The sequence below is a fragment of the Leifsonia aquatica genome (assembly GCF_014190775.1).
GTDB classification, from domain to species: domain Bacteria; phylum Actinomycetota; class Actinomycetes; order Actinomycetales; family Microbacteriaceae; genus Leifsonia; species Leifsonia aquatica.
The window spans coordinates 135,812-157,606 of sequence record NZ_JACHVP010000001.1 but is presented as its reverse complement, the minus strand read 5'-3'; the positions used below and the strand labels follow the sequence as shown (position 1 = coordinate 157,606).

The 21,795-nt window shown below is 69.8% G+C and carries 23 protein-coding genes and 1 riboswitch; of the genes, 14 read left to right on the top strand and 9 right to left on the bottom strand.

Going from position 1 to position 21,795, the window contains the following annotated elements; all coding sequences use genetic code 11:
- The first annotated feature begins 81 nt into the window (after nucleotides 1–81).
- Together FHX33_RS00670 and FHX33_RS00665 are read left to right on the top strand one after the other, a co-directional pair.
- Nucleotides 82–465, top strand: a complete 384-nt coding sequence (locus tag FHX33_RS00670) for a hypothetical protein (protein ID WP_021760725.1) — start codon at nucleotides 82–84, stop codon at nucleotides 463–465.
- 63 nt (nucleotides 466–528) lie between these two features.
- Nucleotides 529–846: a DUF4190 domain-containing protein gene (locus FHX33_RS00665; protein WP_021760727.1), complete on the top strand. Its 318-nt coding sequence runs from the start codon at nucleotides 529–531 to the stop codon at nucleotides 844–846.
- A gap of 160 nt (nucleotides 847–1,006) precedes the next feature.
- Here the strand turns inward: FHX33_RS00665 and FHX33_RS00660 are convergent, their stop codons facing one another.
- Nucleotides 1,007–1,933 (bottom strand): Rossmann-fold NAD(P)-binding domain-containing protein, encoded by a 927-nt coding sequence (locus FHX33_RS00660; RefSeq protein WP_021760732.1) that lies wholly within the window; start codon nucleotides 1,931–1,933, stop codon nucleotides 1,007–1,009.
- Nucleotides 1,934–1,966: 33 nt separating this feature from the next.
- Between FHX33_RS00660 and FHX33_RS00655 the strand changes: the two genes are divergently transcribed.
- The 5 genes from FHX33_RS00655 to FHX33_RS00635 are packed head-to-tail and all read left to right on the top strand — an operon-like array spanning nucleotide 1,967 to nucleotide 6,418.
- A complete protein-coding gene (locus FHX33_RS00655; protein WP_039921547.1) occupies nucleotides 1,967–3,205 on the top strand; it encodes a YihY/virulence factor BrkB family protein in 1,239 nt (412 codons plus the stop codon).
- A 9-nt stretch (nucleotides 3,206–3,214) separates the two neighbouring features.
- On the top strand, nucleotides 3,215–4,051 hold the full coding sequence (locus FHX33_RS00650; RefSeq protein ID WP_021760736.1) for an exodeoxyribonuclease III: 837 nt from the start codon (nucleotides 3,215–3,217) through the stop codon (nucleotides 4,049–4,051).
- Between the two features lie 32 nt (nucleotides 4,052–4,083).
- Nucleotides 4,084–5,094 carry a tryptophan--tRNA ligase gene (gene trpS / locus FHX33_RS00645; protein WP_021760738.1) on the top strand — a complete coding sequence of 337 codons (1,011 nt, stop codon included), beginning with the start codon at nucleotides 4,084–4,086 and terminating at the stop codon, nucleotides 5,092–5,094.
- Complete coding sequence (locus tag FHX33_RS00640) at nucleotides 5,094–5,687, top strand: GNAT family N-acetyltransferase (RefSeq protein WP_183428059.1); 594 nt, start codon at nucleotides 5,094–5,096, stop codon at nucleotides 5,685–5,687. The genes trpS and FHX33_RS00640 overlap by 1 nt, the downstream gene beginning before the upstream one ends.
- A complete protein-coding gene (locus FHX33_RS00635) occupies nucleotides 5,684–6,418 on the top strand; it encodes an HAD family hydrolase (RefSeq protein ID WP_021763489.1) in 735 nt (244 codons plus the stop codon). The genes FHX33_RS00640 and FHX33_RS00635 overlap by 4 nt, the downstream gene beginning before the upstream one ends.
- A 24-nt stretch (nucleotides 6,419–6,442) precedes the next feature.
- Here the strand turns inward: FHX33_RS00635 and FHX33_RS00630 are convergent, their stop codons facing one another.
- From FHX33_RS00630 to FHX33_RS00615, 4 genes are all read right to left on the bottom strand, one after another.
- The gene (locus tag FHX33_RS00630; protein WP_183428058.1) at nucleotides 6,443–7,702 is read right to left on the bottom strand and encodes an LCP family glycopolymer transferase; all 1,260 of its coding nucleotides are present in this window, start codon (nucleotides 7,700–7,702) and stop codon (nucleotides 6,443–6,445) included.
- A gap of 138 nt (nucleotides 7,703–7,840) precedes the next feature.
- On the bottom strand, nucleotides 7,841–9,361 hold the full coding sequence (gene glpK, locus FHX33_RS00625) for a glycerol kinase GlpK (protein WP_021755755.1): 1,521 nt from the start codon (nucleotides 9,359–9,361) through the stop codon (nucleotides 7,841–7,843).
- An 81-nt stretch (nucleotides 9,362–9,442) separates the two neighbouring features.
- Nucleotides 9,443–10,174: an MIP/aquaporin family protein gene (locus tag FHX33_RS00620; RefSeq protein ID WP_021755757.1), complete on the bottom strand. Its 732-nt coding sequence runs from the start codon at nucleotides 10,172–10,174 to the stop codon at nucleotides 9,443–9,445.
- A 179-nt stretch (nucleotides 10,175–10,353) separates the two neighbouring features.
- Nucleotides 10,354–12,093, bottom strand: coding sequence for a glycerol-3-phosphate dehydrogenase/oxidase (locus FHX33_RS00615; RefSeq protein WP_021755759.1), 1,740 nt, complete (start codon nucleotides 12,091–12,093; stop codon nucleotides 10,354–10,356).
- 124 nt (nucleotides 12,094–12,217) lie between these two features.
- Between FHX33_RS00615 and FHX33_RS00610 the strand changes: the two genes are divergently transcribed.
- The 5 genes from FHX33_RS00610 to ribH all read left to right on the top strand — a co-directional run bounded on the left by FHX33_RS00610 (nucleotide 12,218) and on the right by ribH (nucleotide 16,919).
- Entirely contained in the window at nucleotides 12,218–13,216 is a 999-nt protein-coding gene (locus FHX33_RS00610) for a sugar-binding transcriptional regulator (protein WP_021755761.1), read from the top strand.
- Between the two features lie 39 nt (nucleotides 13,217–13,255).
- A riboswitch (FMN riboswitch) is annotated at nucleotides 13,256–13,413 on the top strand.
- Nucleotides 13,414–13,488: 75 nt separating this feature from the next.
- Complete coding sequence (gene ribD, locus FHX33_RS00605) at nucleotides 13,489–14,526, top strand: bifunctional diaminohydroxyphosphoribosylaminopyrimidine deaminase/5-amino-6-(5-phosphoribosylamino)uracil reductase RibD (RefSeq protein ID WP_021755763.1); 1,038 nt, start codon at nucleotides 13,489–13,491, stop codon at nucleotides 14,524–14,526.
- Nucleotide 14,527: 1 nt separating this feature from the next.
- Entirely contained in the window at nucleotides 14,528–15,154 is a 627-nt protein-coding gene (locus FHX33_RS00600) for a riboflavin synthase (protein ID WP_021755765.1), read from the top strand.
- A complete protein-coding gene (locus tag FHX33_RS00595; protein WP_021755767.1) occupies nucleotides 15,151–16,446 on the top strand; it encodes a bifunctional 3,4-dihydroxy-2-butanone-4-phosphate synthase/GTP cyclohydrolase II in 1,296 nt (431 codons plus the stop codon). Before FHX33_RS00600 ends, FHX33_RS00595 begins: the two co-directional genes overlap by 4 nt.
- Nucleotides 16,443–16,919 carry a 6,7-dimethyl-8-ribityllumazine synthase gene (gene ribH, locus FHX33_RS00590; RefSeq protein WP_021755769.1) on the top strand — a complete coding sequence of 159 codons (477 nt, stop codon included), beginning with the start codon at nucleotides 16,443–16,445 and terminating at the stop codon, nucleotides 16,917–16,919. The genes FHX33_RS00595 and ribH overlap by 4 nt, the downstream gene beginning before the upstream one ends.
- Nucleotides 16,920–16,921: 2 nt before the next feature.
- Here ribH and FHX33_RS00585 read toward each other — a convergent pair whose 3' ends face one another.
- Nucleotides 16,922–17,350, bottom strand: a complete 429-nt coding sequence (locus tag FHX33_RS00585) for a DUF2269 family protein (RefSeq protein WP_021755771.1) — start codon at nucleotides 17,348–17,350, stop codon at nucleotides 16,922–16,924.
- Nucleotides 17,351–17,529: 179 nt separating this feature from the next.
- On the opposite strand from FHX33_RS00585, the gene FHX33_RS00580 reads away from it, so the two are divergent.
- Nucleotides 17,530–18,933: an MFS transporter gene (locus FHX33_RS00580; RefSeq protein ID WP_021755773.1), complete on the top strand. Its 1,404-nt coding sequence runs from the start codon at nucleotides 17,530–17,532 to the stop codon at nucleotides 18,931–18,933.
- 74 nt (nucleotides 18,934–19,007) lie between these two features.
- Here FHX33_RS00580 and FHX33_RS00575 read toward each other — a convergent pair whose 3' ends face one another.
- From FHX33_RS00575 to FHX33_RS00565, 3 genes are all read right to left on the bottom strand, one after another.
- The gene (locus FHX33_RS00575; protein WP_183428057.1) at nucleotides 19,008–19,475 is read right to left on the bottom strand and encodes a hypothetical protein; all 468 of its coding nucleotides are present in this window, start codon (nucleotides 19,473–19,475) and stop codon (nucleotides 19,008–19,010) included.
- 88 nt (nucleotides 19,476–19,563) lie between these two features.
- Nucleotides 19,564–19,854: a WXG100 family type VII secretion target gene (locus FHX33_RS00570; RefSeq protein WP_021765178.1), complete on the bottom strand. Its 291-nt coding sequence runs from the start codon at nucleotides 19,852–19,854 to the stop codon at nucleotides 19,564–19,566.
- A gap of 34 nt (nucleotides 19,855–19,888) precedes the next feature.
- Nucleotides 19,889–20,206, bottom strand: coding sequence for a WXG100 family type VII secretion target (locus FHX33_RS00565; protein WP_021765177.1), 318 nt, complete (start codon nucleotides 20,204–20,206; stop codon nucleotides 19,889–19,891).
- Between the two features lie 245 nt (nucleotides 20,207–20,451).
- On the opposite strand from FHX33_RS00565, the gene eccD reads away from it, so the two are divergent.
- On the top strand, nucleotides 20,452–21,792 hold the full coding sequence (gene eccD, locus FHX33_RS00560; protein WP_183428056.1) for a type VII secretion integral membrane protein EccD: 1,341 nt from the start codon (nucleotides 20,452–20,454) through the stop codon (nucleotides 21,790–21,792).
- The last annotated feature ends 3 nt before the right edge of the window (nucleotides 21,793–21,795 follow it).

Genomic DNA, 21,795 nt, shown 5'->3' with positions numbered 1-21,795 from the left:
CAGAGACCGTGTCCCCCGCTAGAGTGACACATCGTGCGTCCCACCGGGGCCACCTAGCCACTACGAACCCGAGGAACAACCATGGCGTCCGCACACGACTTCTTCCTGCTCGGCGACCACGAGGCTGCCAAGCAGCTCGTCGTCTCCGCCCTCGCCTCCGAGGGCTTCGTCGTCACCTCCACTCCGACGGGTGGCCTGCTCGCCAAGCGTGGCAGCGCCGCCTCGACCTTCTGGCTCGGCGCCTTCGCCGGCAAGAACTTCCAGCTGACCTTCCTCGTCGACTTCATGGTCGACCAGCAGGGCCGGCTGGTGGCCCGCCTCAACCGCAACATGGCCGGAGGCGCGCTGAAGGGCGGCGCGATCGGCGCCGCCAAGACCGACACGGCGTTCCAAGAGACCGCCAACGCCATCGCGGCCACCCTGCACCCCGCGGGCATCCTGGCCGACAGCATCTCGCAGAAGTAACACCTCGCAGAAGCAACACCTCACCGCCACCGACCCCGCATCCCGAATCGGAGCCACCTCACCATGACCGACCAGACCCCGAACGCCTACCCGCCCGCTCCCCCGGCCGGCTACACCCCGTACCCGACGCAGAAGAGCGGCACCAACGTCCTCGCGATCATCGCCCTCGTCGGCGGGTTCGTCTTCCCGCTCGCGGGCGTGATCTGCGGCCACATCGCCCTCAGCCAGATCAAGCGCACCGGCGAGAGCGGCCGCGGCCTGGCCCTCGCCGGCCTGATCATCGGCTACGTCTACATCGCGTTCATCATCCTCGCCGTGATCTTCGCGATCGTCGGCGGCGTGATCGCCGCCTCCTCGGGCTACTCGAGCTACTCGTACTGAGCCGACCCACAGAGCCCCGGTCGACGCGCTCCTCGCGCGGACGGCCGGGGCTCCGTCGTTCCGCCGGCGCGAGGCGGTGCGATCAATGGCGCCGCAGGAACGCGTCCTCGCCGACGTAGTCGAAGTCGCCCTCGTCGACCTCCGTCGCCCACGGTGGCGTTCAACCGAACGACGCCGCCCACTCGATCGCCGGACGCACGGTCTCCGCATAGGCGCCGACGGGCCGATAGCCGAGGGCGGTGGCGGCCGACAGATCGAGTTCGATCCCGGGGACGACATCCCACGGGTGCCGGCCCTGCTCGTCACCCTCCACCAGCACCTCGTCCCAGTTGTGCCCGAGCGTCTCGGCCACGACGCGCGCGATATCGCGCCCGGTCGGCACATCCGGATCCGCCGCGTTCAGGATGCGGGCAGCGGGATGGTCTGCGGCCGTCTCGACGAGAGCCGCGGCGTTCACCGCTGCCGTCGGGTGGTCGTAGCCCCGGCCGCCATGGGCGAGCAGGACGACGGCCCGGCCGTCCAGCACGCGCCGCACGAAGTGCCACTCGCGGGGGAACGCCGCCCCCGCGCCGTGAACCTTCGACGCCCGCAGCACGGTGACGGGATGGCCGCTCTCCAGAAGCACGCGCTCGGCCGCGACCTTGTTGCGCCCGTAGCCCTCCCTGCTCTGGTAGCGGCCGTCCCAGGCGGGTTCGAGCGTGTCGGTGTCCTCCCGCACCGGACCGCCGAACCGCGGGCGCTCGTCCGAGTTGATGTGGCGTCCGTCCGCATCCACGTAGACCGCCTTGCTGGAGAACATGACGGACGCTCCGACGCCGCCCAGGTGCGGGAGCAGCAGCCGCGCGTCGTCCGCAGTGAAGCAGAGCGCGTCGACCAGCAGATCGGCCCCTCCCCGGAGCGTCCCGGCCAGAGCGGCCGGGTCGCGGCGATCGGAACGCAGATGCCGGACGCCGGCCTCGGCGAGCGCCTCCGGCATCCGCTCGGGATCACGACCGGTGACCGAGACGTCCCACCCGGAGGCGGCCAGCCGGAGGGCTGTCGCCCGGCCCAGGAGCCCCGTTCCGCCGAGGATGATCGCAGAAGGCATCCCGCCAGCCTATGCGCTCGATATCCTGAACCGGTGGCCAAGAAGACCCGACCAGCACCGGCGGCGGTGAGCCCCGACCCCGCTCTGCAGCGCGCCGAGGGGACGGTCGAGCCCGAGGAGAGCCTGAAGGACCGGTTCCGCGACGCCGCGGAGCCGATCAAGGAGCGGCTGGAGAAGCCGGTCGCGCGGGTCTCCCACGTCGCCAAGTGGGTGCAGGCGCTCCGGCCGTACCGGGTGTACATCAACTACTCCCACTCGGACGGCAACCTGCGGGCGGCCGGGATGGGCTTCCAGTCGCTGTTCGCCGTCTTCGCCGCCGTGTGGCTCGGCTTCTCGGTGGCGGGCCTGTGGCTGACCGGCAACCCCGAGATCTACAAAGCCCTGGTGGAGCTGATCAACCGTGCGGTGCCGGGCCTCATCTCGACCCCGACCTCGCAGGGCGTGATCGACACCACGCAGCTCGAGCAGGCGACCTCGTTCGGCTGGGCCGGCGCCATCGCCGCGATCGGACTGCTCTGGACGGCAATCGGCTGGCTGTACTACACCCGCCAGGCCGTCCGCGCGGTGTTCGGCCTGAGCAGGGACACCACCAACTACGTCCTGCAGAAGATCCGGGACCTGTTCCTCGCCCTCGGATTCGGCCTGGTGTTCATCTTCTCGGCGACTCTGACGATCGTCAGCACGCAGGCCCTGACGTTCTTCCTCGATCTGGTCGGCCTGCCCTCCGACTCCGCCGTGACCAGTGTCATCACCCGGATCTCCAGTCTCGTGGTGTCCGTCGCCCTCAACATCGTCACGCTCGGGGCGATGTTCCGCGTCATGGCGAGGGTCGCCATCCCGTGGCGCAACCTCTTCTTCGGCGTTCTTCTCGGCGCCGCGATCCTCGCCGGTCTGAGCGTGCTCGGCGGCGTGCTGCTCGGCGGGGCGACGAAGAACCCGCTGCTCGCCACCTTCGCCGTGTTCATCGGTCTGCTGCTGTGGTTCAACCTCGTCTCGCGCGTCATCCTGCTCTCGGCCTCGTGGATCGCGGTCGGGATGCTCGACCGGGGACTCTCGCCGCGGATGGTGACACCCGAGCAGGCCGCCGCCGAACGCGCCGCCGCAGAGCACGAGGCGCGCGTCGTGGTGGCGCGGGCGGAGCTCGCGGACGCCCGCACCGAGCTCGCCGAGGCGCACTGGTTCGGCCGGCTGTCGGCCCAGCGCAAAGTCGAGAAGGCGGAGCACCGCCTCAACGATCTGCTCGATCTGGGGAGCGTCGGCGGCCACCGGTAGGCTTGATCCATGCCCACGAAACCGCTGCGAATTGCGACGATCAACACCAACGGCGTGCGCGCCGCGTTCCGCAAGGGCATGGGCGGCTGGCTCGACGGGCGCGACGTCGACATCCTCGCCATCCAGGAGGTGCGCGCCTCCACCGAGGACCTCGAACAGCTCCTCGGCCCCGACTGGGACATCGTGCACGACCCCGCGACGGCGAAGGGGCGCGCCGGCGTCGCGATCGCCAGCCGGCACCGTGCCGCGATCCACCGGGTGGAGCTCGGACCGTCGGAGTTCGACAGCGCCGGCCGCTGGCTCGAGGCCGACTACGAGGTGAACGGCACCGTGGTCACGGTCGTGAGCGCGTACGTCCATTCGGGCGAGGCCGGCACCGAGAAGCAGGTCGAGAAGTACAAGTTCCTCGACGCGATGGAGAAGCGTCTGCCCGAGCTGCAGAAGCACAACGAGCTCGCCGTCGTGATGGGCGACCTCAACGTGGGCCACCGCACCCTCGACATCAAGAATTGGAAGGGCAACGTCAAGCGCGCCGGGTTCCTCCCCGAGGAGCGCGCGTACTTCGACCGCTTCGTCGGCGCGGAAGGCGAGCCCGGCTACAACGACGGCGCCGGCCTCGGCTGGGTCGATGTGGGCCGCAAGCACGCGGGCGATGTCGACGGCCCCTACACCTGGTGGTCGTGGCGCGGACAGGCGTTCGACAACGACACCGGCTGGCGTATCGACTACCAGCTGGCCAGCCCCGCCCTCGCGGCGCGGGTGAAGGATTACGCGGTGGACCGTGCGGCCGCCTACGACGAGCGATGGTCGGACCACACCCCTGTGGTCGTCGACTACGCCATCTGAAGCATCCGCATCCATCGATCGAAAGCACGGACATGACCTCTCTCCCCCGCCTCTACTCGGGCATGCAGCCCTCGGCCGACTCGCTGCACCTCGGCAACTACATCGGCGCGCTCCTGCAGTGGAAAGACCTGCAGAGCACTCACGACGCGTTCTTCTCCGTCGTCGACATGCACGCGATCACCGTCGCGCAGGACCCTGCCGAGCTCCGCGAGAAGACCCGCCGCACCGCGGCGCAGTACATCGCGGCAGGCATCGACCCGTCCGCCTCCACCCTCTACGTGCAGTCGCACGTCGCCGCCCACGCCCAGCTGCAGTGGGTGCTCGCCACCATCACCGGCTACGGCGAGGCGGCACGCATGACGCAGTTCAAGGACAAGTCCGCCAAGCAGGGCGCGGACGCGACCTCGGTGGGCCTCTTCACCTACCCGGTGCTGATGGCCGCCGACATCCTGCTCTACGACGCCGAGGTGGTGCCGGTCGGCGACGACCAGCGTCAGCACGTCGAGCTGACGCGCGACCTCGCCGAGCGGTTCAACAGCCGGTTCGGCGAGACCTTCGTCGTACCGCAGACGCTCACCCTCAAGGAGAGCGCCCGTATCTACGACCTGCAGAACCCGTCGTCGAAGATGTCGAAGTCCGCCGACTCCGGCTCGGGCATCGTCTGGCTGCTGGACGAGCCGGACGCGACGCGCAAGAAGATCATGCGTGCCGTGACCGACACCGACGGCGTCGTGTCGTTCGACCGCGAGGGCAAGCCCGGCATCTCGAACCTGCTCAGCATCTACGGCGCCCTCAGCGGCCGGTCGATCCAGTCGATCGAGCTGGAGTACGAGGGCAAGGGGTACGGAGACTTCAAGAAGGGGCTCGTCGAGGTCGTCGTCGGTGCGCTCGGCCCGGTGCGCGAGCGCGCGCTCGAGCTGCTCGCCGACCCGGCCGAGCTGGATCGCATCCTCGCCCACAACGCCGCTCGCGCCGACGAGGTCGCCGAGGCGACCCTCGCCAAGGTGTACGACAAGGTCGGCTTCCTGCGGCGGGTCCGCTGATGGCGACGCCATCCGCTGCGCCCGCGGTGCTCACGGGCCAGCGGGTGGTGCTCTCCGTGCCCACGGACGCCGACGTCGACCGGATCGCCGAGCTGTGCGTCGACCCCGCGATCGCCGAGTGGACGACCGTCCCCGCGCCGTACACGCGGGACGACGCGATCGGGTTCGTGAACGGGTTCGTCGCGGATGGATGGGCCAGCGGGCGCATCCACACGTGGGGCATCCGCGTCGGGAGCGACCTGGTCGGGATGATGGGGCTGCACGGCATCGAGGACTCCGCGGCTGAGATCGGCTTCTGGCTGGCCCCCGAAGCACGCGGCCTCGGTCTGATGTCAGAGGCCACCGCGCTCGCGCTGGATTACGGCTTCGCCCCGGCGCCCGACGGTCTGGGCCTGCAGCGCATCGTCTGGCACGCCTTCGCGGGCAACGTCGCGAGCGCCGCCGTCGCGCGCCGCGCCGGCTTCACCTTCGAGGGCGTGAGCCGTCTGGGCGCGGTACACCGCGGCCGGCGCCGCGACGACTGGCAGGCCGGTCTGCTCGCCACGGACCCACGCGTCCCGAACGACGGCTGGCCCGCGGAGACCGTGGCGTGAGCCGGCCGTCCCTGGTGCTCTTCGACCTCGACGACACGCTCTTCGCCCATCGGGCGGCGGTGCAGCTCGGGATCCGGCGCTACACCGCGTCCCTCGGCGAGCCCTACGGGATGCTCGAGGAGGCGGAGCTCGGGGCTCTCTGGCACGACCTCGAAGAGGAGCATTACCACGAGTACCTCGCCGGCCGGCTGGACTTCGAGGGGCAGCGGCAGGCACGCGCCCGCGACTTCGCCGCCCGGCACGGCGTGGCCCTCTCGCCCGACGAGGCGAGCGCCTGGTTCGCCTCCTACTTCGAGCACTACGTCGCCGCCTGGTCGCTCCACGACGACACCCTCCCCTGCCTCGACGCCCTGGAGGCGGCGATCCCGGGAGTGCGCTTCGGCCTCATCACGAACGGCGACCTCGCCTTCCAGCGGCGCAAGGTCGAGTCCGTCGGGCTGGACCGGCGCATCCCGGTGCTCATCGCCTCCGGGGAGGTCGGCGTCGCGAAACCAGACACAGCGATCTTCCGCCACGCGTGCACCGTGTTCGACGTGGCCCCGGCAGACGCCGTCTACGTCGGCGACCGTCTGCGCACGGACGCGATCGGCGCCGCGCAGGCCGGGCTGACCGGGGTGTGGCTCGATCGGCGCGACGCGGCTCCGGAAGAGACGGACGCGCTGGAGGCTGACGCTCTCGGAGTACTCCGCATCCGCGGTCTCGACGAACTCACGGACGCGCTCGTCTCCTGATCCGGCGCCATGCGTTGAGCGACGTCAGTTGCCTTTGGTGCAGGTCTGTTCGGCGGCGGTCTGGCCGGTGACGGTCGACGGCAGCGCGACGGAGGTGGTGGTCGGGGCCGGTGTCGCAGTCGCGGTCGGGGTCGCGGTGGATGCGGGGGCCGTCGCCGCCGGGGTGGGCGTCGCTGCCGGAGTGCTGGGCGCGGCCTCGGTGGCGGCGCCGGTCGTGCCGGTCAGCTGGATCGGCGTGTCGGACGTGAGCGCCTGCTGCAACGCCGCGACCCCGGTCGGCTCGGGGACGACCCGGTTGACGTCGTCCGGATCGGTCATCGACGGGTACTGCACGAAGACGAAATCGGTGAGCGGCACGCTCTTCAACGCCAGCGCGATCGACACCAGGGTCGTCGGCGAGTCGAGGGTGTCGGAGAGCTGGATGTTGGAGGTCGCCGACTTCGCGAGGCCGTAGAGGGTGAGCGGGTTGCTCAGCACGCCGGCGCTGGTCGCCTTGCGCAGCAGCGCGGACAGGAACAACTGCTGGTTGCTGATCCGGCCGAGGTCGCTGCCGTCGCCGACACCGTGCCTGCTGCGGACGAACGCCAGCGCCTGAGCGCCGACGAGCGTCTGCTCCCCCGCCGACAGGTCGAGCCCGACATACGGGTCCGTCACCGCGGACGCCAGGCACACCGTCACTCCCCCGACGGCATTGGACATGGCGATCACTCCGTCGAAGGAGATCTCCGCGCCGTAGGGGATGGTCAAGCCGGTGAGCTGCTCCGCCGCCAGCACGACGCACGACAGGCCGCCGATGGAGAGCGTGGTGTTGAACTGACCGCTCGAGACGGCTGAACTCGGCCCGTCCGAGGTCGGGCACGACGGGATGGGCGCCATGAGATCGCGCGGGATGCTGATCACCGTCGCGTGCTGGTGGTCGGCGGAGAGGTGGAGGACCATCGTCACGTCGTTGTTGCCCGCCCCCGAACTCCCGGCGAGCTCGTCGGAGGTCGAGAACTGGCCGCCCTGGTCGGTGCGGGTGTCCGTCCCCGCGAGCAGGATGTTCACGGCCCCGCTCTCGGCGCCGACCGTGGGCGGCGTGACCGTCTTGCCCGACGCCGAGACGAGGTGGATCGACGGCTTGAGCGAGTGCAGCGTGTCCCCGACGGCGTATGCGGTGACGGCGCCCGCCGACACGACGGCGACCGCGACCACCGCCGCGATCAGGCGCGCGAGCGGCCCGCGCGCCGAGCGGGCGGCGAGGCGTCCGTGGCGGACGGCGACCGCGGTCGAGGAATGTCTCACACCAGGACGGTAGCCGCCTCACCTGCGCACGGGCTTTCGGAGCCATGAGGAAACCGCGAGGTGATCCTGGGAGCCGGCCCGGCGGAAACGCGAAGCGCCGCCCGGCGGACCAGGCGGCGCTCGTCGTGCGAGAGGCGATCAGGCGTTCTCGACGTCCTCGTCGACCCAGTCGAAGGTCTTCGTGACGGCCTTCTTCCAGAGGCGCAACTGGCGGTCGCGCTCGGCGTCCTCCATCTTCGGCTCCCAGCGGCTGTCCTCCTGCCAGTTCTTGCGGAGGTCGTCCAGGTTCTCCCAGAAGCCCACCGCGAGACCGGCGGCGTACGCGGCACCCAGCGCGGTCGTCTCGGCGACGACCGGGCGGATGACGGGGACGCCGAGGATGTCGGCCTGGAACTGCATGAGGGTGTTGTTGGCGATCATGCCGCCGTCCACCTTCAGCTCCGTGAGGTCGACACCGGAGTCGGCGTTGACCGCGTCGAGCACCTCGCGCGTCTGGAAGGCCGTGGCCTCCAGCGCCGCGCGGGCGATGTGCCCCTTGTTGACGTACCGCGTGAGGCCGACGAGCGCGCCGCGCGCGTCCGACCGCCAGTACGGCGCGAACAGGCCGGAGAACGCCGGCACGAAGTACGCGCCGCCGTTGTCCTCGACCGTCTTGGCCAGCTCCTCGATCTCCGGTGCGCTGGAGATGAGGCCCAGGTTGTCGCGCAGCCACTGCACAAGCGAGCCGGTGACGGCGATCGAGCCCTCCAGGGCGTAGTGCGGCTTCTCGTCGCCCAGCTTGTAGCCGAGCGTCGTCAGCAGACCGTTCTTGGAGTGGACGATCTCCTCACCCGTGTTGAAGATGAGGAAGTTACCGGTGCCGTAGGTGTTCTTGGACTCGCCCGTGTCGAACGCCGCCTGGCCGAAGGTGGCGGCCTGCTGGTCGCCGAGGATGCCCGCGACGGGCACCTCGCGCAGCAGGCTCGACGCCTCGACGGTGCCGTAGACCTCGGAGGAGCTCTTGATCTCCGGGAGCATCGACTTCGGGACGTTGAACGCCTCCAGGATGTCGTCGCGCCAGCTCAGCGTCTCGAGATCCATGAAGAGGGTGCGGGAGGCGTTGGTGACGTCGGTCGCGTGCACGCCGCCGTCGACGCCGCCGGTCAGGTTCCAGAGGACCCAGCTGTCGGTGGTGCCGAAGAGCAGGTCACCGCGCTCGGCGCGCTCGCGGGCGCCCTCGACGTTCTCCAGGATCCAGACGATCTTCGTGCCGGAGAAGTAGGTGGCGAGCGGGAGGCCGACGATCGGCTTGAAGCGCTCGACACCGCCGTCAGCGGCGAGACGGTCGACGATGGGCTGGGTGCGGGTGTCCTGCCAGACGATGGCGTTGTAGACGGGCTCGCCGGTGTTCTTGTCCCAGACCACCGCGGTCTCGCGCTGGTTGGTGATGCCGACCGCGGCGATGTCGTGACGGGTCAGGTCGGCCTTCGAGAGCGCCTGGCCGATGACCTCACGGGTGTTGTTCCAGATCTCGACGGGGTTGTGCTCGACCCAGCCCGCCTTCGGGAAGATCTGCTCGTGCTCGAGCTGGCCGGTCGAGACGATCGACCCGGACTTGTCGAAGATGATGGCGCGGGTGCTGGTCGTGCCCTGGTCGATAGCGACGACGTAGTCGGCCATAGGTAACTCCTTTGTTTGGGGGGTGGGGCTGATGAGGGCCGGTCGAGTTTCCCCGACCGGCCACCCGGGTGTTGTGGAGGTCTACTTCCAGAGCATCGGCAGAAGGACGATGGCCAGCCAGCCGGCGAGCAGACCGCCGATGATCGGTCCGACGATCGGGATCCAGGAGTACGACCAGTCGCTCGATCCCTTGCCCTTGATCGGGAGGACGGCGTGAGCAAGGCGCGGGCCGAGGTCACGGGCGGGGTTGATCGCGTACCCGGTCGGACCACCGAGGCTCGCGCCGATCGCGATCACCAGCAGGGCGACGGGAAGGGCGCCGAGAGCACCCATGCCGACGTTGGTCCCGGGCTGCTGGCTGAACCCGATCACGACGAAGACCAGGACGAACGTTCCGATGATCTCCGTGACGAGGTTCCAGGCGTAGCTGCGGATGGCGGGGCCGGTCGAGAACACGCCCAGTTTGTTGGCGGGGTCGGGCTCCTCGTCGAAGTGCTTCTTGTACGCGAGCCAGGTGAACACGGCGCCGATGAAGGCGCCGATCAGCTGAGCGAGAATGAACAGCACGATCGTGACGAAGTTGACGTCCACAAGCGTGTGGGCGTCCTTGTTGCCGAACTGTGTCGCACCATTCGCCCAGAGGCCGAGCGTCACCGCCGGGTTCAGATGGGCGCCGGAGTTGTAAGCGACGACGACGCCCGAGAACACCGCGAGACCCCAGCCGATGTTCACCATCAGGAACCCGCCGTTGAAGCCCTTGTTCTTGATGAGCGCGACGTTCGCCACGACACCGGTACCGAGGAGGACCAGCATTGCCGTGCCCACCAACTCAGACAGGAAATCTACACCGATATTGTCCACGTTGACCTTCCAGTTGTTCGGTTGACCCGCACCCTGTTGTGCGATGAGGTGTGATCCAAGTCAGGGTGGGCACTTGAACGCTATTGGGCCGTGCCGACCCGGACAAGGACCGTGCTATGCACGTTCGTGCATTATCGGAGCGCCGCGGCTTCGCTCCCGTCTCCGGACACGAGGTGCACCCGGTGGGCGGCTGCCAGTTCCGCTATGAACGCATCTTCCTCCTCGGAGCGCCGGTTTGGCGACCATCCGAGCGCGTTTGCCGTGATTTCGCCGATCTCGTGGACCAGCGGGCCACTGACCGCGCCGGTGAAGGCGAGGCTGGTGCGGCGCAGGAAGACGTCGGAGAGGTGCGCGACGTGCTCCGTGCGCACCAGGTAGTCGACCTCGGCGCGGGAGTAGTCGGGGGCCGCGGCGAGCGGTGCGTCGTCGCCGTCGGCGCCGGCGATCGCGTCGATGACGAACGTCGCCTTCGTGCCGTAGCGGTGCAGGAGCTGCGCCGCGCGCTCGGTGCCGACGTCGGCGCCGTAGCGGGCGATCCAGTCCCGTTCGGCCTGCGCCGTGGTCGGGAAGCCCGCGCCACCGCCGATCGCGAGGCCGAGGGTGGAGAGTCGGCGCTCGGTCTTGAGCGCGGCGAGGGTCTCGTTCGCGAGGTGCTCGGAGAGGGCGCGGAACGTCGTCCACTTGCCGCCGACGAGGCTGAGGACCGTGGTGTCTCCCAGGCCCGCGAGGGTGCCGGGGACGATGCGGTAGTCGCGGGAGACGAATCCCGGCGCCGTGTCGTCGTGGTGCGGCAGAGGGCGGACACCGGAGAAGCTGTAGACGATCTGCTCGCGGGTGACCGGGATCGATGGGAAAACGTGCGAGACGAGTTCGATGAAGTAATCGATCTCGTCCTCGGTGCAGACCGCGGGCACGTTCAGGTCCGCGTCGATGTCGGTCGTGCCGACCATGACCCGGCCCTTGAGCGGGTAGATGAGGACGATGCGGCCGTCGTTGTTCTCGAAGAACATCTCGCGTCCCTGGCAGGCCTCGAGCAGGCGCTGGTTGTCGAGGACGATGTGCGACCCCTTGGTGCCGCCCATGAAGCTCGTGTCCTGGCCCAGCGCCTCGTTGGTGAGGTCTGTCCAGGGTCCGGAGGCGTTGACGACGACCTCGGCGGAGATCGCGAACTCCTCGCCGGACTCGCGGTCGCGCACCAGCACGCCGCCGTCCTTGGTGCCGACGGCCTCCACGTAGTTGACGGCGCGGGCGTGCGGACCGGCGGCGAGGCCGTCCGCGAGCACGTCGAGCGCGAGCCGCTCCGGGTCGTGCACGGAGGCGTCGAAGTAGGTGGCGGTGTACTTCAGGCCCGGGTTCAGCTCGGGGAGCGTCTCGAGGGACTTCTTGCGGCCGTGGAACTTGTGACGGGGCACGCTGCCGCCGTCACGCGAGAACGCGTCGTAGATGGTGAGGCCGGTCTTGATGAGGAACGCGCCGCGCTCTTTCGGCTTGCCCTGCTTGTGCGTGAGGAACCGCAGCGGCGCGGCGAGGATGCCGGAGAAGGTGGAGTAGATCGGGATCGTCGTCTGCAGCGGCTTCACGTAGTGGGGCGCGATCTTGAGCAGGCCGTTGCGCTCGGTCACCGACTCCTTCACCAGGCGGAACTCGCCGTTCTCGAGGTAGCGGATGCCGCCGTGGATCATGTGGCTGGAGGCGGCGGACGCGCCCGACACGAAGTCGTTGCGCTCCACGAGCACCACGTCGACGCCCTGGAGCGCCAGGTCGCGGAAGGTGCCGAGGCCGTTGATGCCACCGCCGATGATGAGGACCTGGGCGGTGGGACGGTCCTGGAGGCGCTTGACCTCGCTGCGGACGCTCGACGTCGCTGTCACGGGAGACTCCTGTATTTCTGTCGATCGGGTGAAACGTGCAGCTATAGTCTTGGTTGCCTGCACAACTTCGATCAAGCTCGATGCACATACGTGCAGGGCTCCCCGATCCGAGAAGACGACCCCGATGACCTCCCCCGAACCCGACACCCTCACGGACAAGGTGCGCGACGCCCTCAAGGCGGGCCACCTCTACTACATGCAGGACCTCACGATGGAGGCCATCGCGCACGAGATGCACACGTCGCGATCCAGCGTCTCGCGGCTGCTCAGCTACGCGCGCGCCTCCGGACTGGTCACGATCCAGATCGCCCAGCCGCACGAGCGGGCCACCCGGATCCAGCAGGAGATCCACGACCGCTACGGCATCGCGGCGCACATCGTCCCGATGCCGAGCGCCATCAGCGACGTCGACCGGCTCGAGCGCGTCGCCATCTCCGCTGCACGGATTCTCGACCGCTTCATCGACTCGAACCAGACCGTCGGGGTGGCGTGGGGCTCCACCATGAGCGCCCTCAGCCGCCACCTCATCCCGAAGGAACTGCACAACATCGAGTTCGTGCAGCTCAACGGCGCCGGCAACACCTATACGACCGGCGTGCTCTACGCCTCCGAGATCCTGCGCCGCTTCGGCGACACGTTCTCGGGCACGATCCAGGAGTTCCCCGTGCCCGCCCTGTTCGACGACCCGCAGACCAAGGTCGCGATGTGGCGGGAGCGCAGCACCCGGCGCATCCTCGACATCCAGGAGCGGATGGACGTCGCGCTGTTCGGCCTCGGCTCCCCCTTCTCCGAGGTGCGGTCGCACGTGTACGCGGGAGGCTACCTGGGCCAGGAGGACTACGCGTCGCTCGACGAGTCGGGCGTCGTCGGCGACGTCGCGACCGTGTTCTTCCGCGAGGACGGCAGCCACCACGACATCCCGCTGAACCAGCGCGCCAGCGGCCCCGACATCGACCTGATCAAGCGCGTGCCGCGACGCGTCTGCATCGTCTCCGGCCCCTCCAAGGTGCACAGCCTCCGCGGCGCGCTGGCGGCGGACCTCATCACCGACCTCATCGTCGACGAGGGGACGGCCCGCGCGCTGGTGGCCCGCGACGATGACGCCGGGTTGCCGCGGGAATAGTCCCGCCACGGGGGCGTTGACTACACTCGACAACAGAACAACGTGCTCCGGGGTCGGTGAGAGTCCGAACCGGCGGTCATAGTCCGCGAGCGGGCGGCGTGCGAACGCCTCCTGCTGAACCGGTGGAATTCCGGTACCGACGGTAATGCGTGCAGGCTCAGGCCCGTGCGCTCAGTCCGGATGGGAGGCAGCACGAAGCGGTGGTCGGTGACGGCCGCCGCCCGCGCGACCCCGGGACACGTCCGCTCTTCGACAGACAGGACGACGATCCCATGACCCGGGAAGCAGCGATGCGCACCGCGCTCGAGCTGGCCGCGAACGGCCCGGCCACCGGCGTGAACCCGCGGGTGGGCTGCGTGATCCTCGCCGCCGACGGCCGCGTCCTCGCCGAAGGCTGGCACCGTGGCGCCGGCACCTCGCACGCCGAGGTGGATGCGCTCTCCCAGCTGCCCGAGGGCGGCGCGCAGGGAGCGACGGCCGTCGTCACGCTGGAGCCCTGCAACCACTGGGGACTGACCGGCCCGTGCTCCGAGGCGCTGATCGCCGCGGGCGTCGCCGAGGTCGTCTACGGCGTCGACGACCCCGGTCGCAACTCCGGCGGCGGGGCCGAGCGCCTGCGCCAGGCCGGCGTCGTGGTGACCGGCGGCGTGCTCGCCGCCGAGATCGAGGAGTTCCTGGGCGACTGGCTGACGGCCGCACGACTCGGCCGGCCGCACATCACCGTCAAGTGGGCGAGCAGCCTGGACGGGCGCGCGGCCGCCGTCGACGGCACGAGCAAGTGGATCACCGGCGCGGCCGCCCGGCAGCGCGTGCACGAACAGCGCGAAGCGTCCGACGCGATCGTCGTCGGCACGGGCACCGTGCTCGCCGACGACCCGAGCCTCACCGCCCGCGGAGACGCCGGCGAGCTGCTCGCCACGCAGCCGACGCCCGTCGTCGTCGGCACCCGCGCCATCCCGAACGACGCGGCCGTCTTCCGCCACCCGCGCCCCGTCGTCTTCGAGGGCACTCACGACCTCGAAGCCGTGGTCGCCGACCTCCACCAGCGCGGGTACCGCCGCGTCTACGTCGAGGGCGGCCCCACCCTGGCGAGCGCTTTCGTCGCCGCCGGCCTCGTCGACGAGTACGCGATCTACCTCGCGCCGACCCTGATCGGCGGCCCCCGTCTCGCGCTCGGCGAGATCGGCGTCGGCACGATCGGCGAGCAGCGGCGGCTGCGCATCCTCGGCGTCGAGCAGCTCGGCGGCGACCTCTACGTGCGCGCCGTGCCCGCCGCCACCTCCTCCCCCGACTCCGCTCAGGAAGGCTGACATGTTCACCGGAATCATCGAAGAGCTCGGCGAGATCACGGCCGTCGACCGCGTGGCCGACGCCGCCAGGATCACCGTCCGCGGACCGCTCGCGGTCAGCGATGCGAAGCACGGCGACTCCATCTCCGTCAGCGGCGTCTGCCTCACCGTGATCGGCCAGGATGCACAGACGTTCACGGCCGACGTGATGGCCGAGACGCTCGCGATGAGCACCCTCGACGACGTCGCCCCGGGACGCCGTGTCAACCTCGAGCGCGCCGCGCAGGTCGGCGACCGACTCGGCGGCCACATCGTGCAGGGTCACATCGACGGCACCGCGACCGTGCTCTCCGTCACCGACGGCAGCGCCTGGCGCGTGGTGCGCCTCAGCCTCGACCCGGAGCACGCGGCCCTGGTCGTGCGCAAGGGCTCGATCGCGATCGACGGCGTCTCGCTCACGGTCAGCGAGGTCGGCGGCGGACGCGAGGACGGCTGGTTCGAGGTCTCCCTCATCCCGGAGACCCTCGCCGCGACCACGCTGGGCGACCGCGCGCCCGGAGATCGCGTCAACATCGAGACGGACATCCTCGCCCGCCACGTGGAACGCATGCTCGCACTCGGCGAGCGGAACGAACGGAGTGAGTCATGAGTCTCGCCACCATCCCGGAGGCCCTCGCCGAGCTGCGCCTCGGCCGGCCCGTCATCGTGGTCGACAACGAGAGCCGCGAGAACGAGGGCGACGTCGTGATCGCCGCGGAGCTGGCCAGCCAGGAGTGGATCGCCTGGACGGTGAAGAACTCCTCCGGCTTCATCTGCGCTCCGATGACCAACGAGATCGCCGACCGTCTCGACCTGCCGGTGATGGTCGCCAACAACGAGGACGACCGCGGAACGAACTACACGGTGAGCGTCGACGCCGCGAACCGCCTCTCGACCGGCATCAGCGCCGCCGACCGCGCGCACACGCTCCGCGTGCTCGCCGACCTGGATTCCACGCCGGCCAGCCTGCACCGCCCCGGTCACATCATGCCGCTGCGCGCGGTGGAGGGCGGCGTGCGGGAGCGCGACGGCCACACCGAGGCCGCCGTCGACCTCCTCACCCTCGCGGGGCTGACGCCGGTGGGCGCGATCTCGGAGATCGTCGCGGACGACGGCGAGATGATGCGCCTGCCCGGACTCATCGAGCTGGGCGAGCGCGAGGGCGTGCTCGTGGTCACCATCGAGGCGCTGATCGCCTACCTGCAGGAGTTCCACTGCGACCAGCCGCTGGCGCCGGTCACCCCCATCCCCGAGTCCTCCCGCGTGATCTTCGAGGTCGAGACGACCGTCCCGACCACGCACGGGCCGTTCCGGATGCGCGCCTACCGGGACCGCATGACGGGCGCCGACCACGTCGCGATCGTCGCGGGCGAGCCCGGAGCCAACGGCACCCTGGTGCGCGTGCACTCGGAGTGCCTCACCGGGGAGGCGTTCGGCTCGCTCAAGTGCGAGTGCGGTCCGCAGCTCGACGCGGCGCTCGACACGATCCAGCGCGACGGCGGCGTCGTCGTCTACCTGCGCGGCCACGAGGGGCGCGGCATCGGCCTCATCAACAAGCTGCGCGCGTACAAGCTCCAGGAGGACGGCCTCGACACGCTCGACGCCAACCTGGCGCTCGGCCTGCCGATCGACGCCCGCGACTACGGCGCGGCCACGGCCATCCTGCAGGACCTCGGCATCGAGTCCGTACGCCTGCTGACCAACAACCCGGAGAAGGTGCGCCAGCTCGAGGAGCACGGCATCGACGTGGACGAGCGGGTGCCGCTCGTGGTCGGCGTCGGCGCCTTCAACGAGGGCTACCTGGAGACCAAGCGCGACCGGATGGGTCACGCGATCGGGAGCATCGACCAGACCCCGATGGACGACACGGCTGCGATCGCAGCGGAGAGGACCACACGATGAGCGGAGCGGGAGCCCCCAACGCGGCAGCGGCGATCGACGGGAGCGGCCTGAATGTCGTGATCGTCGCCGGCACCTGGCACGAGGAGATCACGGACGGCCTGATCGCGGGCGCGCAGCGCACGCTCGAGGCGTCGGGCGCCACCTGGTCGCTGGTGCGCGTGCCGGGCAGCTTCGAGCTCCCGGTCGTCAGCAAGACGGCCCTGGAGTCCGGCGCCGACGCTGTCGTGGCACTCGGCGTCATCATCCGCGGCGGCACCCCGCACTTCGAGTACGTCTCGGCGGCGGCGACCGACGGCCTCACGCGGGTCGCCCTCGACACCGGCAAGCCCGTCGGCTTCGGCGTGCTCACGCTGGACGACGAGGCGCAGGGCATCGACCGGGCGGGCCTCCCTGGCTCGAAGGAGGACAAGGGCGAGGAGGCGGCCCACGCCGCACTCGCCACCGCGATCACCCTCCGCGAGCTGCGCGGCTGAGGCTACGGCTTCCAGACCATCAGCACGACGACGGCGACGAGGAGCAGGGACGCGACGCCCGATCCGGCCGCGATGGCCGGGTACTTCGCCACGGTCCCGCCCTCGATCGCCTCGCCGGCACGACGCATCGTCGGCACCACGAGGAAGAGCGTGAGGGCGAGAGCGACGGCGTAGAGGATGATCGACCACAGGATCCACGGCGTCACGATGCTCAGGTCGTACTTCTTGTCGGCCAGGCTCATCGCGCCGAACCCGAAGACGATCACGAGCAGCGACAGCAGGGACATGAGGTTCGTCGACTTGGCGAGCACCTGGACCTGTCCGGCGTTGCCCGCGCGCACGGCGCGCATGGCCGTCATCGGGAGGATGGCCATCGGTCCGACGATGAAGACGGCCGCGACCACGTGGAGGACGTTGAACAGAGTATCCATGCGGCCAGCCTAGCGATCGGGGCGGTGCGCGGATTCGTGCGCCCCGCGGTCCGCGCATAAGCTGGAAGATGCGCCACAAGCGCTTCCACCTCCACTTTTCCCCGCCTCACCAGCTCCGGACGCCCGATCGACGCCCGTACTCACCGCGGTCTCGCCTCCCGTCCCGGAAGATTCCACGCATGTCTACGACGGCCTCCGTCAATCCAACGCCCTCCCCGCAGCCCGTGAACACCCGCGGCCGCGTGATCCTCGCCAGCCTCATCGGCACGTCGATCGAGTTCTACGACTTCTACGTCTACGCGACCGCGGCCGTGCTGGTCTTCCCCTCGCTGTTCTTCACCAGCGAGGACCCGACCGCCGCACTGCTGTCGTCGTTCGCCGTCTTCGGCGTCGCGTTCATCGCGCGCCCCGTCGGCTCCATCCTCTTCGGTCACTTCGGCGACCGGATCGGGCGCAAGGGCACCCTCGTCGGCTCGCTGCTGACGATGGGCGTGGCGACCGTGCTGATCGGCTGCCTCCCCACCGCGCAGACCCCGGGCTGGGAGTTCTGGGCCCCGTTCCTCCTCGTCGTGATGCGCTTCTGCCAGGGTCTCGGACTCGGCGGCGAGTGGAGTGGCGCGGCCCTGCTGGCGACGGAGAACGCCCCCGCCGGCAAGCGCGCCATCTACGGCACCTTCCCGCAGCTCGGCGCCCCGATCGGCTTCATCGTCGCTAACGTGCTCTTCCTCATCCTGAACCTCTCGATGAGCGCCGACGCGTTCGCGGCCTGGGGATGGCGTGTGCCGTTCCTGCTCAGCGCGGTGCTCGTCATCGTCGGCCTCTACGTGCGGCTCAAGCTGGTGGAGACGCCCGCCTTCCAGAAGGTCGTCGACGACGGCGAGGTCGCGAAACTGCCCCTCGCCCGGGTCTTCAAGACCAGCTGGTGGCAGATCATCCTCGGCACGTTCATCATGCTGGCGACCTACGTGCTCTTCTATCTGATGACCGCCTTCACGCTCACCTACGGCACCACTGCGGGATCCGCCGACGCCGCTCGTGCCGCAGCCGAAAAGGCCGGCAAGGCGTTCGACCCGTCGACGTTCGTGCCCGGCCTCGGCTACACGCGCAACGACTTCCTCATCATGCTCATCATCGGCGTGGTGTTCTTCGGCATCTTCACGCTGGTCGCGGGGCCGCTCGCCGAACGCTTCGGACGTCGCAAGACGCTGATCTGGGTCACGCTCGGGATCATCGCCTTCGGCCTCCTGTTCGTCCCGCTCTTCGCGGGCGGGACCGTCGGCACGATGGCGCTGCTCATCGTCGGCTTCACGCTCATGGGCCTCACGTTCGGCCCGATGGGCGCCGAGCTGCCCGAACTCTTCCCGACGAACGTGCGCTACACGGGCTCGGCCATCGCCTACAACCTGTCGAGCGTGCTCGGTGCCGCCGTCGCGCCGACGATCGCGGTCTGGCTGTGGACGGTCGGCGGCGGATCCACCGTCTGGGTCGGGGTGTACCTGTCGCTGGCGGGTGTGCTCACGCTGATCGCCCTCCTCCTCTCCAAGGAGACGAAGGACATCGACTTCTCCGACAACGTCAGCTGACGCTCCGCTGAACCACGAGAGCCCCGCGGATCCTGGATCCGCGGGGCTCTCGTCGTGTCGGGACGCGAAGGGCGTCAGCCGTGCTGGCCGCCTTGCTTCGACTGGAAGAACTCGGCGGCGCTCTGTCCGTCGACGCTCGTCGCCGGCGCAGCGGGGGCCGCCGGGGCCGCCGGCGTCGCCGGTGCGGCCGCCTTGGCCTTCGGCTTCGGCTGGTCGTCGATCACGGCCTGGAGCGTCTGCGCGTCCGCCTTCGCCTGGTCGTCGGCTGCGTTCAGGGTCTTCACCGCGTCGCGCAGGGCGTCGGTGTTCGAGGCGACCGTCTTGTTGAGCAGCGTGGCGTTGGCCGCGATCGTGTCGAGCGTGTTGCCGAGCTGGGCGACGAACCCCGCGAGAGCGGGCTCGGCCGAGCCGCCCGAGCTGCCGCCGACCTGGTACTCGGTGACGAGCTTCGGAGCATCGGCGACGGTCGCCGCATCGATCCGCTTGGCGTGGTCGAGGACGGTCTCGCCGTCCACTCCGACCTTCTTCGCAGAACTGGTCATCTGTTCCCTCCCCTCCTCGGGACTACGCGGAAACGCGTTCGCGGACCGGCGCCGGAGGAGTCCGGTGCCGATCCGCGAGCGACGTCGTTCAGAGCGAGAAGCGCCCGGCGGACGACTTGTCGGACGACACGTAGTGCTGAGAGATCTCGTCGGTCTTGTTCGAGATCTGCTCGAGCAGCGTGTTCAGAGCGGTGAGGGACTGGGTCCACTTGCGCTGGGCGTCGTCGTACGCCGTCTGCGCCTGGCCGTCCCAGGAGGCGCGGAGCTTCCCGACCTCGGACTCGAGCTGCTCGAGCTGGGACTTGATGCCGTTGGCACCGGTGCGGATCTGGCCCGAGAGAGCGGTGAGCTGTCCGGGGTCGACTGACATCGACTGCATGTTCAAACCTTCCTTATGCCTGAGCCGTACCGGCTCAGGAGCCCATCATCGACGAGAGACCGGAGATCGTCTGCTGGTGCGACTCCTCCGTGCTGACCTGGTCGCGCTCGGTGCCGCTCAGGGCGTCCTCGAGCGTGATGAGCACGTCGTTCAGCTTGCGCGTCTCGTCGTCCCAGCGGGCCATCAGCTGCGAGAACGCGCCCGCCGCCTCGCCGGTCCAGAAGCCGCGGAGCTGCTCGATCTCGCCCCGGACGAACTTGACCTGCTGGTCGATTCCGGACTTGGCCGTCCCGACCGCTTGGGCTCCGCGCTTGAGCGCGCCCTCTTCTGCTGAGATCACTCCATCAACCATGACACTCCATTCCTGATTCCATCACTGGTACGCACGGCAAGACCCCCCAAGCTCACCGACATGCAAGTGCACATGAGGTCATGTCGACACCCGCCACGCTATTGGCGATACCGCGGGAGTGCAACCTCTTCACGGGGATATCAGTGCTAGCACCCATGCGGGCCGACGGCGTGTCGGCTTGGCTAGGATAAGACGGCGTGGCGGTCGGCACCGCCACGCCGATTACAGGGGGAGGCACGGACCGGGTGAGTCAATCCGTCAGCACACTTCGGGCGCTCCTGCGCATCTCGGTCCAGAGCGAAGGCAGACGACTCGACGTCGGCGTCCCCGCGCACCTCCCGCTCATCGAGCTGATGCCGGGCTTCGCCCGCAGCCTCGGGGTGCTCGACCCGACAATGACGCACGTCGGATACACCTTGCAGCGCGCCGACGGCAGCACGGTCGATCCGAGCCGCGGCGCGCTCGACCAGGGCATCCAGGAGGGCGAGCTGCTCACGCTGGCCCGAGGAGCTCTGCTCGCCGAGCCGCTCGTCTACGACGACATCGTGGAGGCGGTGCTCGACGCCACCGCCGAGCAGCACCGTCCGTGGACGGCCGCGGACAACACCCGCACCGCTCTCGCGGTGAGCCTCACGATGCTCGCCGTCTGCGCCGTGCTGCTGGTCGCCGCGGGGAACTCGCTCGCGATCGGCCTGATCGTCGCGATCTGCGGCGCCGTGCTCCTCCTCACCACCTCCGCCGTCCTGTCGCGCGTCGGACAGCCGGAGGCGGGCTGCGGCCTCGGGCTCGCGGCCGCCGCGTTCGGCGCCGTCAGCGGCTACCTCGCCGTCCCGGGCGGAGAGTCCCTCTGGGGCTGGCCCCTCGCCGCCGCCGGTCTCGGCGCCGTGGTCGTCGGCGGTGCTGCGCTCGCGCTGACCCCCTATCGTCCCGAGCTCCAGCTCGTCCCCGTCGCCGCAGGAGCCGCCGTCGGCATCCCCGCCGTGATCACCGGCCTGATCCCGGACGCTCAGACCGCCGCGTACTCGCTCACGGTCGCCATCGTCGCCACGCTGGCCAACGCTCTCCCCTGGCTCGCGCTCAGCTCGACCCGGCTCCGGGTGATCAGCCCGCAGAGCGACAGCGAGGTGTTCGCGACTCCCGCGCCGATCGACGCGGAGGACGTGCGCCGCCGCGCCGCGGCCGGCCACCGCGCCCTCGTCGCGCTCCGCCTCGCGCTCGGCCTCTCGGTGCTGGCCTCGACGCCGGTCGTCGCGGGGGCGACACCGCTCGGCGCCGTCCTCTGCGCGCTGGCGTTCCTCGGCTTGATGTTCCCCGCCCGGCAGAGCTACTCGCGCAGCAACGTGCTGACCCTCATGGCGCTCGGGACGGCCGGGATCGACGCCACCGGGCTCACGGTGGCGGTCGCCCAGCCCGCGCTCATCCCCGCCCTGCTCGCGGTCCTCGGCGGTGTGACGGTCATCACGATCGTCGTCACGCTGCTCGACCCGCGCGTGCGCGTCCGGCTCGGCCGGCTGGCGGACACCGCCGAGGTGGTCGTCCTGGCTCTGCTGCTCCCGATCGGCGTCATCGCGGCCGGACTGGCCTGATCG